The sequence below is a fragment of the Nonomuraea africana genome, from assembly GCF_014873535.1.
GTDB classification, from domain to species: domain Bacteria; phylum Actinomycetota; class Actinomycetes; order Streptosporangiales; family Streptosporangiaceae; genus Nonomuraea; species Nonomuraea africana.
Genome location: NZ_JADBEF010000001.1, coordinates 7,989,257 through 8,004,575 on the forward strand (window position 1 = coordinate 7,989,257; position 15,319 = coordinate 8,004,575).

Below are 15,319 nucleotides of genomic sequence, written 5' to 3' on the forward strand. Positions count from 1 at the left end.
AGATCATCCCGCACTCCGGTGGAGTGATCGGGGCCTCCTGGCTGATGATCGCACTGCCCCTCTTGGGCGCGGCGATCCTCCTGCTCGGCGGGCGCCGTACCAACTCATGGGGGCACTTTCTCGGTGTCCTGATGTCGCTGGGTTCGTTCGTCGTCGCGGTGCTCGCCTTCCTCCAGCTCGCTGGTGGTCGTTACAGCATCCGCCTGTTCGACTTCATTCCCGGCATCGCCGACATCAGCCTGCTGGTCGACCCGTTGTCCATCGGCTTCTGCCTGCTGATCACCGGTGTGGGTTCGCTGATCCACATCTACTCGATCGGCTACATGTCGCACGACCCCGACCGCCGCAGGTTCTTCGGCTACCTGAACCTGTTCGTCGCGGCCATGCTGCTGCTGGTGCTGTCGTCCAACTACGTCGGCCTGTTCATCGGCTGGGAGGGCGTGGGTCTCGCCTCCTACCTGCTGATCGGCTTCTGGCAGTTCAAGCCCAGCGCGGCGGTGGCGGCCAAGAAGGCCTTCATCGTCAACCGCGTCGGCGACTTCGGGCTGCTGGTCGCGATCTTCCTGATGTGGACCACGTTCGGCTCCCTGGCCTTCGGTGACATCTCCGGCAAGGTCGGCGAGACCTCGCAGGGCACGCTCACCGCGATCGGCCTGCTGCTCCTGCTCGGCGCCTGCGGCAAGTCGGCCCAGCTGCCGCTGCAGTCCTGGCTCCTGGACGCGATGGAGGGCCCGACCCCGGTCTCGGCCCTCATCCACGCCGCGACCATGGTCACCGCCGGTGTCTACCTGGTGGTCCGCTCGGGCTTCGTCTTCGAGGCCGCGCCCACCGCGCAGCTGGTCGTCACCATCGTCGGCGTCGCCACGCTGCTGGCCGGTGCGATCATCGGTTGTGCGAAGGACGACATCAAGAAGGGCCTGGCCGGCTCGACGATGTCGCAGATCGGCTACATGATGCTCGGCGCGGGTCTCGGCCCCGCCGGCTACGCGTTCGCGATCGGCCACCTGTTCACGCACGGCTTCTTCAAGGCCAACATGTTCCTCGGCGCCGGATCGGTCATGCACGGCATGAACGACGAGGTGGACATGAGGAGGTACGGCGGCCTGCGCAAGGTCATGCCGGTGACGTTCGTGACGTTCTTCATCGGCTACCTGGCGATCATCGGCTTCCCGCTGCTGTCCGGTTACTTCACCAAGGACGGCATCATCGAGGCGGCCATGCACCACAGCGCCGTCCTCGGCTGGCTGGCCGTGCTCGGCGCGGGAATCACCGGCTTCTACATGTCGCGGATGGTCTTCATGACCTTCTTCGGCGAGAAGCGCTGGGACTCCGAGGCGCACCCGCACGAGTCGCCCGCGGTGATGACCTGGCCGCTGATCATCCTGTCGATCGGCTCGGTCTTCCTCGGCGGCTACCTGATCCTGGGCGGCAGGCTTATGGAGTTCCTCGCTCCCGCGGTCGGTCGTCCCGAGGCGGAGCCGCACTTCGACCCGTTCACCCCGGCCGGCCTGGCCACGCTGGCCCTGGTCGCCGTCGGCGCCGGTTTCGCCTGGGTGAGGTACGGCAGGGCCGCGGTCCCCGAGGTCGCTCCTCGTGGCTCGTTCCTCACCGTCTTCGCGCGGCGTGACCTGTACGGCGACGCCCTCAACGAGGCGCTGCTCATGCGCCCCGGTCAGTGGCTCGCGCGCATCGCGGTGTTCTTCGACAACCGCGGCGTCGACGGCCTGGTCAACGGGCTGGCGGCGACGATCGGCGGCACGTCGGGACGGCTCCGCCGGCTCCAGACGGGCTTCGCGCGGACGTACGCGTTGTCCATCCTCTTCGGCGCTGCCGTACTGGCCGGCGCTCTGCTCCTCGTAGGGAACCTGTGATGCCCTGGCTTACGATCCTGATGGCGGTGCCCGTGGTGGGCGCCGTCCTGGTGGCCCTCACGCCGAAGGGCAACGACAAGCTGGCCAAGCAGCTCACGCTGGCCGTCTCGGTCGTGGTGCTGGCGCTGACCATCGCGATGGCGGTGCAGTTCAGCCCGAAGGGCAACCGCTTCCAGTTCGTCGAGACCTACGAGTGGATCCCGCGCTTCGGCGTCCACTACGGCGTCGGCGTCGACGGCATCGCCCTGGTGCTGATCGCGCTGTCCGCGGTGCTGGTGCCGATCGTGGTGCTCGCCTCGTGGCACGACGCCGACTCCCCGAACGCCAAGCGCTCGGTGAAGACGTACTTCTCGCTCCTGCTGGTGCTCGAGGCCATGATGATCGGCGTCTTCGCGGCGACCGACATCTTCCTCTTCTACGTCTTCTTCGAAGCCATGCTGATCCCGATGTACTTCATGATCGGGTCGTACGGCGGCGCCCAGCGGTCCTACGCGGCCGTCAAGTTCCTGCTCTACTCGCTGTTCGGCGGCCTGCTCATGCTGGTCGCGGTCATCGGGCTCTACGCGATCGCGGGCAAGAACACCTTCATGTTCCCCGAGCTGATCGGGGCCATCCAGGACCCGACCACGCAGAAGTGGCTGTTCGCCGGCTTCTTCTTCGCGTTCGCGGTGAAGGCGCCGCTCTGGCCGTTCCACACCTGGCTGCCCGACGCGGCCGCCCAGGCCCCGGCGGGCGCGGCCGTGCTGCTGGTCGGCGTGCTGGACAAGGTCGGCACGTACGGCATGCTCCGCTTCTGCCTGGAGCTGTTCCCCGACGCGTCGAAGTTCTTCACGCCGCTGGTGATCGTGCTGTCGGTGGTCGGCATCATCTACGGCGCGATCGTGGCCATCGGCCAGACGGACATGAAGCGCCTGATCGCCTACACCTCGATCTCGCACTTCGGCTTCATCGCCCTCGGCGTGTTCGCGATGACGAACGACGCGGGCGCGGGCGCCACGCTCTACATGGTCAACCACGGCTTCTCCACCGGCGCGCTGTTCCTGATCGCCGGGTTCCTCATCGCGCGGCGCGGCTCGCCGTACATCGAGGACTACGGAGGCGTGCAGAAGGTCACGCCGAAGCTGGCGGGCGTGTTCCTCATCGCCGGTCTCTCCGGACTGGCCCTGCCCGGACTGTCGTCCTTCGTCAGCGAGTTCATGGTCCTGATCGGCACCGCCGAGCGGTACATGGTTCCCGCGATCATCGCCGCGACCGGCGTGGTCCTGGCGGCCATCTACATCCTGTGGATGTACCAGCGGGTCGCGGGCGGCCCGACGGCCGAGTCGGTCAAGGGGTTCAAGGACCTCAACGGCCGCGAGCTGTGGGTGGTCGCCCCGCTGGTCGCCCTGATCATCGGGCTCGGCTTCTACCCCAAGCCGCTGCTTGACGTGATCAACCCGGCGGTCGACCACACGCTGGTCTCCGTCCAGGTGGAGAAGTTCACCCCGGCGATTGCCGAGAAGGGGGCCGGACAGTGAATGGCATCCAAGCGCCGACGATCGAGTACGGCACGCTCGCGCCGATGCTCGTCATCTTCGGCGCCGCGATCATCGGCGTGCTGGTCGAGGCGTTCGCGCCGCGCTACCTGCGCAAGTCGATCCACGTGCCGCTGACGCTGCTCAGCACGGCCGGCGCCTTCGTGCTGGTCATCTTCCAGGTGATCGGCGGCGTGCCCACCACGGCCGCGGCCATGGGCGCCATCGCGGTGGACGGTCCCGCGCTCTTCTTCTGGGGCGTCATCCTCGTCCTGTCCTTCGTGAGCGTGCTGCTGGTCATCGATGACGACCACTTCGTCGCCTCGGCCGCGGCCGTCCCCGGCAGCGCCGCGGAGGAGGAGGCGGAGATCGCCGGTGGCGCGCACACCGAGGTCTACCCGCTGATCATGTTCGCCGTCGGCGGCATGCTGCTGTTCGCCTCGTCGAACGACCTGCTGGTGATGTTCGTCGGCCTCGAGGTCATGTCGCTGCCGCTGTACCTGCTGTGCGGCCTGGCCCGCCGGCGCCGCCTGCTGTCGCAGGAGGCGTCGATGAAGTACTTCCTGCTCGGCGCGTTCTCCTCGGCCTTCTTCCTGTACGGCATGGCCTTCGTGTACGGCTTCGCCGGCTCGGTCGACCTGGCGAAGATCAACGCCGCGCTCGGCACGGTCGGCGGTCTGGACACCGTGCTGCTGATCGGCCTGGCGCTGCTCGGCGTCGGCCTGCTGTTCAAGATCGGCGCCGCGCCGTTCCAGGCCTGGAAGCCTGACGTCTACCAGGGCGCCCCGACCCCCGTCACCGCCCTCATGGCCTCGGGCACGCTCGTTGCGGCCTTTGGCGCGGTTCTGAGGGTCTTCTGGGTGGCACTGGGCAACCTTGACTGGGACTGGCGTCCGGTCATGTGGGGCGTCGCGATCCTGACCATGATCGTCGGTGCGATCCTCGCGATCACCCAGACCGACATCAAGCGGATGCTGGCCTACTCCTCGATCGCGCACGCGGGCTTCCTGCTCATCGGCGTGATCGCGACCAGCCCCGACGCCGAGGGCAACGCCGCCTCGCTGTCGGCGATCATGTTCTACCTGCTCGTCTACGGCATCACCACGGTCGGCGCGTTCGCCGTCGTCACCATGGTGCGTGACGCGGGCGGCGAGGCCACCCACCTGTCGCGGTGGGCCGGTCTCGGCAGGCGATCGCCGATGCTCGCGGGCGTGTTCGCGTTCTTCCTGCTGGCCTTCGCCGGCATCCCGCTCACCAGCGGGTTCTTCGGGAAGTACGCGGTGTTCTTGGCGGCCGTGGCCAACGGCGCGACGCCGCTGGTCATCGTGGGTGTGGTCTCCTCGGCGATCGCCGCGTTCTTCTACGTTCGCGTGATCGTGCTGATGTTCTTCAGCGAGCCCGCGGCCGACGGTCCCACCATCGCGGTGCCCACTGCGGCCACCGCGGCTGTTATCACTCTTGCGGCAGCGGTTACGGTAGTGCTGGGGGTTTTCCCGCAGCCTGTCCTGGATCTCGCCGACAAGGCTGCCTCTGCCTTGTTCATCCGCTAAGGGGAATGTATGTCCGCGCCACCGGTTGTTGATCTGCCCATCGACGATGAGCGGTTGGCGCAGGACTTGGCCAGCGGTCTCGCGTCCGTCGAGAAGATGCTGCGCACGTCGGTCGAGAGCGAGGACGCCTTCGTCACGGAGGCGTCCAAGCACCTCATCGAGGCCGGCGGCAAGCGGTTCCGGACGATGATGGTGCTGCTGGCCGCGCAGTTCGGTGATCCCTCCGCGCCGGGCGTCGTGCCCGCCGCGGTGGTGATCGAACTGACCCACCTGGCCACGCTCTACCACGACGACGTCATGGACGAGGCCCCGGTCCGCAGGGGATCGCCCTCGGCCAACGCCAGGTGGGACAACACGGTGGCCATCCTCACCGGCGACTTCCTGTTCGCGCAGGCGTCGGAGATCCTGGCCGACCTCGGCGCCGAGGCCATCAAGATCCAGGCGCAGACGTTCTCCCGCCTCGTACGCGGGCAGATCCGCGAGACGATCGGGCCCTCCTCCGGTGACGACCCCATCGCGCACTACATCAGGGTCCTGGCCGACAAGACCGGCTCGCTCATCGCCACCTCGGGCCGCTTCGGCGGGCTGCTCGCCGGGGCCTCTCCCGACGTCGTGGAGCGCCTCTCGAACGCCTGCGAGGCGATCGGCGTGGCGTGGCAGCTCGGCGACGACCTCCTGGACGTGGCCTCCACCTCGTCCGAGTCGGGGAAGACCCCCGGCACGGACCTCCGCGAGGGGATCAGGACGCTGCCGGTGCTCTACGCGCTGGAGTCGTCGCCGTCCTCGCGGCTGAGGGAGCTGCTCAGCGGGCCGGTGGCGGACTCCGACGTGGACGAGGCGCTGCGGCTGCTCCGCGCCGACGAGGGGATGGTACGGGCCCGCCAGGAGCTCGACGCCTGGGTGAACAGGGCTCGGGGGGAGCTGGCGGAGCTGCCGGACATCCCGGCGCGGGCGGCGTTCCTGTCCCTGTGCGACTACGTGGTGGAACGCTCGGGCTGACCCTGCTCTTCCGGCCTGGGTCGTCTCGCGCGGTGTCCCGCCCCTGGGGTGTTCCGCTCTTGGGTGGTCCTGTTTTCCGGGGCGCCGTGACGGCGGGGACCGGAGTCCTGCTGGGCGGCGCGCCTGCGATGGAGGGGACCCTGTGACCGGCGGGGGTGCTTGGGGGCTTTGCCGTACAGGATTGTCCTGGTTTTTCGGCGGATCACACGGGTTGGAGCTCGGCCGCGCGGCGGGCGCGGGCGGAGCGGAGGCTGTCGTAGGTGAAGACCGCCAGCGCCAGCCACACGATCGCGAACCCCGCCCAGCGGCTGGGCGGCATGGTCTCCTTCACGATCAGCACGCCCACCAGGAACTGCAGGATCGGCGCGATGTACTGCAGCAGGCCGATCGTCGTCAGCGGCACCCTGATCGCGCTGGCCGTGAAGAACAGCAGCGGCACCGCCGTGACCACGCCGCCACCCGCCAGCAGGAGCGCGTGCCACGGGCCGTGGTCGCCGAACGTCGCGCCGCCGGACTGCTCCAGGTGGACGAGGTAGGCCAGCGCGGGCGCCAGCAGCACGAGCGTCTCGATCGTGAGGCTCTCCGCGGCGCCGACGTTCGCCTTCTTCTTCACCAGCCCGTAGATGCCGAAGCTCATCGCGAGCGTGAGCGCGATCCACGGCAGGCGTCCGTAGTCGATGGTCAGCACGAGGACGGCCAGCGCGCCGAACCCGACCGCCGCCCACTGCATGGTCCGCAGCCGCTCCTTGAGCAGGATCACCCCGAACAGCACGCTCACCAGCGGGTTGATGAAGTAGCCGAGCGCCGACTCCACCACGTGTCCCGAGTTGACGCCGTAGATGTAGGTGCCCCAGTTGACGGTGATGAGCACCGCCGCCAGCGCCAGCAGTCCGACCTGTCTGCGCGTCAGCTGCCTGAACCACGACCAGTGCCGGCGCACCGCCAGGATCGCCACCACGGCGACCAGCGACCACGCCATGCGGTGGGCGAGGATCTCGATCGCTCCCGAGGGCTTCAGGAGGGGCCAGTAGAGCGGGAAGAGTCCCCACAGGGCGTAGGCGGCCACCCCGTAGAGGACTCCGCGACGTTGGTCAGGCATGTAACCGATTTTTACGCCTTACTCCATTAAACACAAATGCGTATTGCTATATGGGATGATGTAGGGCCGCTTAAGTGTTGTCGCGTACAGTCGATGGAGGAGGTGGATGATGGGCTGGCTGTTCGGCACGCACAAGTCATCGATGGTGGACCCCTCGGACGCGCTACCGGGACGCCCGACCCCGATGCCCGTGCCCGCTCGCCACGCGGTCCTGGACGCTCCCCTCGTGGGCGCCGAAGGCGAGATCGCGGACTTCGGGCTCGGGTGCTTCTGGGGCGCCGAGCGGAAGTTCTGGGAGACGCCGGGGGTGGTGTCCACGGCGGTGGGCTACCAGGGCGGCTACACGCCGAACCCGACGTACGAGGAGGTGTGTTCGGGTCTGACCGGGCATGCCGAGGTCGTCAGGGTGGTGTTCGACCCTGCGCGGGTGTCGTATGCGGAACTGCTGCGCGTGTTCTGGGAGGCGCATGACCCTACGCAGGGGATGCGTCAGGGGAACGACGCGGGGACGCAGTACCGGTCGGCGGTGTACTTCCACTCGGGGGAGCAGGAGAAGGCGGCGCTGGCGTCCAGGGACGCCTATCAGGGGGTGCTGAGGGCGTCGGGGTACGGCGAGATAACAACGGAGATCGCTCCAGCGGGCCCGTTCTACTACGCGGAGGACTACCACCAGCAGTACCTTCACCGCAACAAAAACGGCTACTGCGGCATCGGCGGCACGGGCGTGGCCTGTCCTGTCGGTCTGACCTCCGGCGAGGCGTAGACCTGCGGAGATAGCTAGATCCTGGCCCGTGGTCACCCGGCACGCCCGGCGTCGATCATGGGCCAGAGCCGTCTTCGGCGACAACCTTCACTACACGGTCAAGGGCGTGCCGCCTGCGGCGTCCCGCCACGCGTCGGGCGGTCGCTGGCCGCGCTGCGGCCTGGGGGCCGGTCGCGGCCAGCACCGCCCACACGCATTTTGTACTTTTGTGACAAGAAGTGCACAAACGGCTGCTATTTGTCCCCACGTCCTCTATGGCATCCGCCTGGGAGCTTAGCACTTACGCTTGTTGGGTGACGTTTAGTCGGCTAGCCGCACGAGCTTTACCTGTGGTCTGATAGGCGAGGCCCCGAGTCGGGCCCCGACCCTACCTCTGTCGTCGCTCAAGATAGGAGTAACTACGTGTCTGCGTATCTGCGAGAATATCTTTATGCCGACGTGGATAAGATCCGCTCCCTTGCTGGTCAGCTAATGGAAGGAGTTCCGGAAGAGTCTCGCACAACCGAAAAGCGTGTGAAGCAGCTTTCGCTAGGAATTAAGGCCGTCGCTGGCAGTGCGAACGATTGGGCCTCGGAAGAGTACGTTAATAAGTCGTTAGCAGACTCTCTGTTTGCTACTCTCGAAGATATACTGGAAAGTGAGGGGTGGCTTCAGGATATTTCCGATGTGCTTATGGCGGCCGAAACTGATCTAACGAATCTTTCGGACTCCTATCCGCCAGCACAGTTGGTCCGGATCACAGGTCCAGGTGTGCTCTTTGATGCTAGACTCGTTGCCCGCGTGCTGAGTGGCTTGGCCGCCGCTGGTGATGGAGTTGCGGCACTAATTCGTTCTGAAAATCAGTCAGGGCCCAAAAATTCTCAAGGTGCTGGACGTAAGAACCATCAGAAGCAGCAAGTCACTACTCCTGACGCTGACACGCTGGAAGCAATGATCCTCGACTTCGATCCGGCCGCACTTGGGCTTAATGCCCAATTTTTGCGCTCGATCGTCAAAGTGTCGCGTGGTGTATTCAGTCCAGGAGTCCATCTGATGCTTACTCCTCGAGGGGACGATATTACTATCACCGCCCGACTGCAAGAAGGGCGTAAATACCTGGAGACCGACCCGGAGATCCTGTTCTCGCGATACGGTACTGCCAGGCAAACCTGGACGCTAGTCGGCTCCATTGGAGCCTACTCGCAGAGTGTATCCAGCAGTGATTTGGACCAGCACTCTTTCATGGAAGGCGACACCATCAGTCGATCTAAGTTCGCTGGTTACATTAATAAATTCATGCAGCTCATAGGCTATCAGGGATTGGCTGACATGCCACAATTCCCTGGGTTTTCTATTGTCCCTCTCGCTGCCTATCGAACCATTGTAGGGCCTCGGCTTGTAGAAATTGAAAAGCAAGGCGAAGCTAGAGTTTAAGACTATACGCCTCAGTTACCTTCGTGTAGGGCGGGCTGCCGCCCCGCTTCCGGTGCTCGGGCCTGGAGGCCCTGTGCTCCGGATCGGGTTGCCATCGAGTTACCTGCCTACCGCTGGTTGCCGTGACTTCTGGTGCCTGATCTCAGCCTGTAGATGCTCGGCCAGTTCCTCCAAGGTCTCTCCGCAACGTACGTTGGAGAGTCCGCTGATCTTGGGCATGAAGTTGACTCGCATGGCGACCCAGCCACCGGACATGTCGGTGATCTGCCAGCCGGGGAATCTGTTGAGCAGTTGCTGCACGGTCAGGGGCACGGCTGTGCTCCGGCGATCAGTGATGAGAGCGGATGCGACATGCGCAGTTGCGTGTAGCGAAGGGCGACTCGGTGGGCGGCGCGGGCCGGCTGGGTGACAGGGCTGAAGCGTTCTCATGTGGCGAGACCGAGTAGCTGAAGCCCGTCGCCTGGGTGGCTGCGGTAGTGGTCAGTGGCGGCGCTGATGTTGGTCCAGCCGATCAGGCGGGCCAGGCCGATGGCCAGGTTGCGCAGGCTCGCCAGGATGCGTGGAGCGGCGCCTTTCCGCACTCTGCAGGCGTCTTCGTGGTAGGTGACGTCGCGGATGTGGTGCAGGGCCTCGATGCTCCAGTGGCCGCGGATGAGGGTGGCGAGGTGGGCGTGGATGACCCGGCCCGGCGGGAGACTGGTGACGGCGTAGATCGTGACGATGGTGGTCTTGCCGCTCTTGTGGTCGGTGCGGCGGCGCTTGACCTGGATGGCCTGCAGGGCGTGCGGGAAGGGCAGGCCCGGGCGGGCGGTGCAGATCTTCATGCGGCGGATCTCGCGGCGGCCATGCCCGGTCTCGTCGGTGCGGTCATTGAGGATGGCCTCGCGCCAGGGCAGGGCCTTGAGTCGGCGGTGCAGGGTGGGCTGGTTGCCCTTGACGACGAGCAGGTAGTGGCCGCCGGCGGCGACGATCTGGCGGGCATGTTCGTGCTGGGTGTGCAGGGCGTCGGCGGTGATCACCACGCCGGACAGATTCAGGTCGGCCAGCAGCGGCGTGAACGCGGGGATCTCGTTGCTCTTGGCCTGGATCTGGGCTTGGGCCACGACGGTCTGGGTGTCGTGGCGGACGGCGGCCAGCAGGTGGGTTACGCCGTCACCGGTGCGGCTGCCGCGCAGCGTCTTGCCGTCCACGGCCAGGCCGAGTAGCGGTTGTCGGGTGCTGGGGGTGGGCGGTGCGGCGCAGGCGGCCAGCTTGGTCAGATAGGCGCAGGTCGCGGTGTCGAAGGCGTCGCCGTCCAGGCGGGCCAGCAGCCGTCCCAGGGTGCTGGCGGCCAGCCGCGTCGCGGCGGGCAGGCCGAGCTGGACGCGTAGTTCAGGGTCGCATCCGGTGATGAATCTGGTGATCTTCGCCAGGGAGGTGGCGCCGCCGAGTACGGCGAGCAAGGCTAAGGCCAGCAGCGGTCCGAGTTGGTAGCGGCGCCCGCGACGGTTACGTGGGTCGGGTACGGCATCCAGGACATCGGCCAACGCGGGCAGGTCGGTCAGGTCCGTCATCGGGTCGGTGGTGGTGACGTGCTCCAGGTGGCGGGAGAGCACGTCGATCGGGGAAGATGGCACGCGAACGCGGCCCCTGTTCTTGATCGACTGGCTAGACACCGACGATCATCAGGGGTCGCGTTTGTCATCTCCGCACCGGGGCGCCCTCAACCACCTGCCCGTCTACAGGGCTACGACCGTCTCACCAGCCGAGAACGCTTCAGCCCTGGGCTGGGTGAAGGGGTGTCCTGCGTAGATCGGTCGGTGTCTGCGTGGGTTCCAGCCGGTGCGCCACCAGTACGTGACGTCCGCGCACCAAACGATCAGGCCGACCCAGACCGACACCATGGGCGTGCCGTAGTCGTGATGGACGTCGGCAGTGATTCCCTCTTCCGCAAGGGCGGCGGCCAGTTGTGGTGCGGCGGCCAAGGGGTGAGGCGGCAGTTCGCTCATCTACTGAGCGTTGCCGTCATGAAACCGCAGGTGAACGGCCTAGTGCTGCTGGTGGTACGGGTATTCCCGTCACGAATATCGGTACGGCCGAGGTTGGCGGCTTAACCTAGCGTTGTGACCCAGATACCGCCGCAGTTCTGGTCCGGGCCAGTCGTGGCTGCCGCTCTCGCCGAGTGCGATCTACCAACCATCCTCGAAGAGGTGCGGCGGGCGCACGGTTGGACGCAGGGCCAGCTCGCTGAGGCGGTTGGCTACTCCCAGAGTTGGGTGTCCAAGGTGTTGCGTGGTCGTCAGCCGCTCACTGTGGACCAGGTTCGGGAGACATCCATCCAGATCGGGGTGCCGCTTCACTTGCTCCGATTCGGAGCCCGAGGAGATGACGATCCGACGAAGCGCAGAGATTTCGGCAAGGCGCTGGCGTTGACCGCGCTGGCGGGCGTGGCCCTGCCCAAGCGTCCCGATGTGGACGAGACGACGGCCGCCACGCTGACCAGCATCACCGGCGCTCAGCGTCGGTTGGAGGCGGTCACGCCTGCACGCGAACTCGCCAGGTCGGCTGTGGCGCAGGTCGATCTCGCGAGCCGCGTTCTCGGCCGCGCGTCGCGATCTGCGCACGCCGAAGAGATCCGGGCCGGTCTGAGCGAGGCGGCGGGCTTCGCGGCCTGGGTGCATGCCGACATGCAGGACACCGGTTCGGCGCGCCTCTACTACCGTCGCGCCGTCGACAGTGCACGACAGGCCAACCATGCGCTGCTGGCCGCCTACATGATCGGCAGTCTGGCCGCGTTCGAGATCGACGCCGACGATCCGCTGATCGGACTGAATCTCTTGGCGCGGGCGCGGCGGGAGATCGGTGAGCGGCCACCGGCCATCGCTCGCGCGTGGCTGTCGAGTCTCGAAGCGCTCGGCCATGCGACCGCGCGGGACGAGGCGGCAGCGCTTCAGGCGTTGAGTGCGGCTGAGGCGGCGATACGAGCTGGTCAGCGGGCCGTCGCGCCGCCCTGGCCGTGGGTGTTCCCCTTCGATCATGCGAAGCTGGCGGGTTATCGGGCCCTGGTGATGGTACGGCTCAAGCGGCCGGTCGAGGCCGTTGCCGCCTTCAACGAGTCGCTTTCGTCGGCCCAACCCGGTGCCAAACAGCGAGGTGTGCTCATGACGGAGGTGGCGACGGCTGAGGCGATGTCGGGGCGCTACGAGGAGGCGCTGTATCTGGCGTCCAATGCACTCACTGTGGCGACGACGTATGGCTCTGAGCGTGTCCTGCACCGGGTCAAGAACTTCCGCCGGTCGTATGCCGGGCCGTCGTCCAGCGCTCTGCGCTCGTTCGACGAACGTCTTCACGCCATTTCGATCTAGGGGGATCATGGTTCGCATCGCTGTGTCCGGCCATCGGGGCTTGCCGGAGGAGACCGCCGTACTGATCGACGGGGCGGTACGTAAGGCGCTTGCGGAGTACGGCTCGGGTATCACCGGGTTGTCCTGTCTGGCGGATGGGGCCGATCAGATCTTCGCTCGTGCGGTACTCGATTTCGGTGGCGTGCTGGAGGCCGTGATCCCGGCCAAGGAGTATCGGGACGGGCTGCCGGGCGAGTGCCATGCTGCGTATGACGAGTTACTGGGCCGGACGGTCCGGACTCACCGGCTGGACTTTGTGGAGTCCACCGCGGAATCGCACATGGCGGCCAGCGCGCGGATGCTGGACGACGTCGATGTGTTGTTCGCCGTCTGGGACGGGCAGCCCGCCCGAGGTTATGGCGGGACTGCGGACGTGGTGGCCGAGGCGCGGCGGCGGGAGGTGCCCGTCCGGGTGATCTGGCCCGATGGGGCCCGGCGAGATTAGGAGCCTCTCGGCGCTAGGTACCTGGTCAGGCGGCTGATAGGCCTCTAGGTGAGCCTCTAGACCTAGAGGTGATCTCTCTAGGTCTAGAGACACGGGCCCTATCGGTTCTCGCTTGCTTGCTGTCGTGCAATCCTGCGAGCGGTGGCGATCCGTGGGCGAGCTACCTCGGCCCAGAAAGCCTCTCCGTGGCGGTGGCCGTTTCCGGCATAGTGCCATTCGCCCACCGTCACGGTTTTCTCCGGATCGGGAGGCGGAGTGCCCGTGATCAGCCGGGCTTGCTCGGCGCGGAAGTCGGCGCGGGCCTGTCGTATGTCCCCGAGTCTGATCGAGTAGTGGCGGGACTTGGTGGAGAAGTGTCCCCGGTAGCCGAGCATATGCGCCCACTGTCGCAGGAGCAGGGTTGTAGGGCTGGAGCTCGGCGAGGCTGAAACAGGTGTAGATCATGCGGCGGGTGTGCTCGGTGACCTCCAGACCGGCGATCTGTCCGGCATGCCGAATCGGACGGTCTACGGTGCCTGCGGACTCGGCTCCCTTGGTCGCGTACTTGGCCACGTACGCGGCGACTCGCTGATCGCTCAGTTCGCCCAGTTCGGCCGAGACGTAGACCGGTCGTACGTCGAGCTGATCGCCCCACCGGACGGGCGAGGGCGGTCCGTCCTTTATTCGGACCGCGACCTGACCGGCGGTCTGGCGTATGGCCCGGTCGAGCAGGTCGATCGTGATGTGGTCCGGAGGGCGGTCGGCTGGTCCGTCCGGTCCGTCGAGCCTGACGACGGCATGGAAGTGGACCAGGCCGCGAGCTTGATACTCGGCGACCTTGGCGTATGAGAGGCGGACTGTCCGGCGTAGCTCCATTCGGGTGATGCCGAGCAGGCGGGCCAGGACGCTCGGCACGGTCTTGGTGAACTCCCGCCAGAGCATGCCTGCGTTCGGAGCGGGCTTGGCGGCGCTGAGCGGCAGCGGTGAAGCCTTGAGCCTCGGTGCGGAGGCGGGCGATGCGCTTCTCAAGCTCCGGTGCTGTTGAGAAGAACAGCTCGTTCGTGATGTTGCCCGCCGTCCACTGCACACGTAGCTCCTCCAGGCGGGTCTTCGCGCCCTCGTACTCCGCCTGGCCCGGCCACTCGGCTGGAGCGGCGGACGCGGCGAGTTGGACCTGTTCCAGCTTGGCGAGTACTGCTTCCGATATGAAGAGATCGACCATGTCGCCGCGCCGTCCGAGACCGCCGCAGCCACCAGCGGTCTTGCCGGGACAGATGTAGATGTGCTGGACGCAGTCCTTGCTGTGGGTGACGCGTAGTGAGGTGTTGCATAGGGAGCCGTCAGGCTGGGCACGGCCACAGCGGAGGAAGCCGGTGAGCAGGTAATTCGGCTCGCGGAAGTCCGGTGTGAGGATGTGGCCGATACGCCCGTCCCGGTGGATGTGGTGGCCTCTGCGGGCATCGAAGATGTTCTTGACCGCCATCCACTGTTCGGGTGTCACGATCGGTTCCCACTGCCCGACGACGGGGTTGCCCGCTGCGTCCCGGACGAGTTCGCCGTTGATCTCCCGCCAACCGCAGATGCGGGGATTCTGAACGGTGATCTTGAGCGAAGCGGAGGTCCACTCATTGCCCAGCGAGGTCTTCGCTCCCTCTCGGCGCCACTGGTTGGTGATGGAGTGCAGCGAGCGGCCTGCGATGAGGTCCAGCACCGCCTGTCGTACGAGAGGTGCCTCATTGGGGTCGAGGGAGAGGCGGTCGGGCTTCCATCCGAACGGGCGCGTACCGCCGACGGGGAGTCCTTGCTCGGCGCGCGTCCGATGCGAGCGGCGCATGCGGCGCTGCATCTTGCGGACCTCCATCTTGGAGATCACCGCACCGAAGAGGCCCATGCTCTCGGTGTCCTCGCTGTACAGATCCTTCGGGCCGCGAGCGTCGGCGAACACGCGGCCGTCCTGGTACGTGATCGCTTCAACGAAGCGCTCGTAGTCACCGGGCCGCCGGGCGAGGCGGTCTTCGGCGACGATCACGACGCCTTGGACTGCCGTACCGTTGGGCAGTTCGCCGGCCCGTAGAACTCGTAGCATGGCCTCGAAGTCGTCGCGTACGACGTCGGCCTTCGCTGCTGACTTGTCGTTGTCCGTGTACTCGTGGACGACCGTCCACCCCTGCCGTTCCGCCGTCTCCCGGTTGAGGCGGTGCTGGTCCTGCACCCCATGCTCATCCCGCCTTATGTCGGCGGAAATGCGAGCGTAGGAGACGACCGGGACATTGGGATGTAACTCTCCTCACATGAATTGTTGC

General features: G+C 66.3%; 13 protein-coding genes and 2 pseudogenes. 8 read left to right on the forward strand and 7 right to left on the reverse strand.

The genetic code is table 11. The annotated features are described in order from the left end of the window. Positions 1-44: 44 nt before the first annotated feature. Genes nuoL through H4W81_RS38140 form a run of 4 tightly spaced genes read left to right on the forward strand, consistent with a single transcriptional unit; the run spans position 45 to position 5,934 of the window. On the forward strand, positions 45-1,871 hold the full coding sequence (gene nuoL / locus H4W81_RS38125; RefSeq protein WP_192781285.1) for an NADH-quinone oxidoreductase subunit L: 1,827 nt from the start codon (positions 45-47) through the stop codon (positions 1,869-1,871). Next, complete coding sequence (locus H4W81_RS38130; protein WP_192779238.1) at positions 1,871-3,388, forward strand: NADH-quinone oxidoreductase subunit M; 1,518 nt, start codon at positions 1,871-1,873, stop codon at positions 3,386-3,388. The genes nuoL and H4W81_RS38130 overlap by 1 nt, the downstream gene beginning before the upstream one ends. Before the next feature lie 44 nt (positions 3,389-3,432). Then, positions 3,433-4,935 carry an NADH-quinone oxidoreductase subunit NuoN gene (gene nuoN / locus H4W81_RS38135; protein ID WP_225960644.1) on the forward strand — a complete coding sequence of 501 codons (1,503 nt, stop codon included), beginning with the start codon at positions 3,433-3,435 and terminating at the stop codon, positions 4,933-4,935. Positions 4,936-4,944: 9 nt separating this feature from the next. Beyond that, positions 4,945-5,934 (forward strand): polyprenyl synthetase family protein, encoded by a 990-nt coding sequence (locus H4W81_RS38140; RefSeq protein ID WP_192779240.1) that lies wholly within the window; start codon positions 4,945-4,947, stop codon positions 5,932-5,934. A 202-nt stretch (positions 5,935-6,136) separates the two neighbouring features. Here the strand turns inward: H4W81_RS38140 and rarD are convergent, their stop codons facing one another. Continuing rightward, positions 6,137-7,033: an EamA family transporter RarD gene (gene rarD, locus H4W81_RS38145; protein ID WP_192779241.1), complete on the reverse strand. Its 897-nt coding sequence runs from the start codon at positions 7,031-7,033 to the stop codon at positions 6,137-6,139. 109 nt (positions 7,034-7,142) lie between these two features. Here rarD and msrA point away from each other — a divergent pair, with 109 nt between their 5' ends. Together msrA and H4W81_RS38155 are read left to right on the forward strand one after the other, a co-directional pair. After that, positions 7,143-7,796 (forward strand): peptide-methionine (S)-S-oxide reductase MsrA, encoded by a 654-nt coding sequence (gene msrA / locus H4W81_RS38150; RefSeq protein ID WP_192781286.1) that lies wholly within the window; start codon positions 7,143-7,145, stop codon positions 7,794-7,796. A gap of 402 nt (positions 7,797-8,198) precedes the next feature. After that, complete coding sequence (locus H4W81_RS38155; protein ID WP_192779242.1) at positions 8,199-9,209, forward strand: DUF6414 family protein; 1,011 nt, start codon at positions 8,199-8,201, stop codon at positions 9,207-9,209. 99 nt (positions 9,210-9,308) lie between these two features. On the opposite strand, the gene H4W81_RS38160 is transcribed toward H4W81_RS38155, so the two are convergent. From H4W81_RS38160 to H4W81_RS38170, 3 genes are all read right to left on the reverse strand, one after another. Then, positions 9,309-9,521 carry a hypothetical protein gene (locus tag H4W81_RS38160; protein ID WP_192779243.1) on the reverse strand — a complete coding sequence of 71 codons (213 nt, stop codon included), beginning with the start codon at positions 9,519-9,521 and terminating at the stop codon, positions 9,309-9,311. Positions 9,522-9,634: 113 nt separating this feature from the next. Next, positions 9,635-10,825, reverse strand: coding sequence for an ISAs1 family transposase (locus H4W81_RS38165; RefSeq protein ID WP_192774199.1), 1,191 nt, complete (start codon positions 10,823-10,825; stop codon positions 9,635-9,637). Positions 10,826-10,927: 102 nt separating this feature from the next. Further along, complete coding sequence (locus tag H4W81_RS38170) at positions 10,928-11,197, reverse strand: hypothetical protein (RefSeq protein WP_192779244.1); 270 nt, start codon at positions 11,195-11,197, stop codon at positions 10,928-10,930. A gap of 114 nt (positions 11,198-11,311) precedes the next feature. Here H4W81_RS38170 and H4W81_RS38175 point away from each other — a divergent pair, with 114 nt between their 5' ends. Together H4W81_RS38175 and H4W81_RS38180 are read left to right on the forward strand one after the other, a co-directional pair. Next, the gene (locus H4W81_RS38175) at positions 11,312-12,553 is read left to right on the forward strand and encodes a helix-turn-helix domain-containing protein (RefSeq protein ID WP_318782284.1); all 1,242 of its coding nucleotides are present in this window, start codon (positions 11,312-11,314) and stop codon (positions 12,551-12,553) included. A gap of 7 nt (positions 12,554-12,560) precedes the next feature. After that, on the forward strand, positions 12,561-13,037 hold the full coding sequence (locus tag H4W81_RS38180) for a hypothetical protein (protein ID WP_192779245.1): 477 nt from the start codon (positions 12,561-12,563) through the stop codon (positions 13,035-13,037). A gap of 98 nt (positions 13,038-13,135) precedes the next feature. Here the strand turns inward: H4W81_RS38180 and H4W81_RS50245 are convergent, their stop codons facing one another. The 3 genes and pseudogenes from H4W81_RS50245 to H4W81_RS50255 form a co-directional block, all read right to left on the reverse strand. Then, a complete protein-coding gene (locus tag H4W81_RS50245; RefSeq protein ID WP_420538762.1) occupies positions 13,136-13,435 on the reverse strand; it encodes a replication initiator in 300 nt (99 codons plus the stop codon). 58 nt (positions 13,436-13,493) lie between these two features. Next, positions 13,494-14,477: pseudogene (locus H4W81_RS50250) on the reverse strand (replication initiator); the annotation flags it as partial. 58 nt (positions 14,478-14,535) lie between these two features. Next, positions 14,536-15,228 (reverse strand): annotated as a pseudogene (locus H4W81_RS50255) (recombinase family protein); the annotation flags it as partial. Between the last annotated feature and the right edge of the window lie 91 nt (positions 15,229-15,319).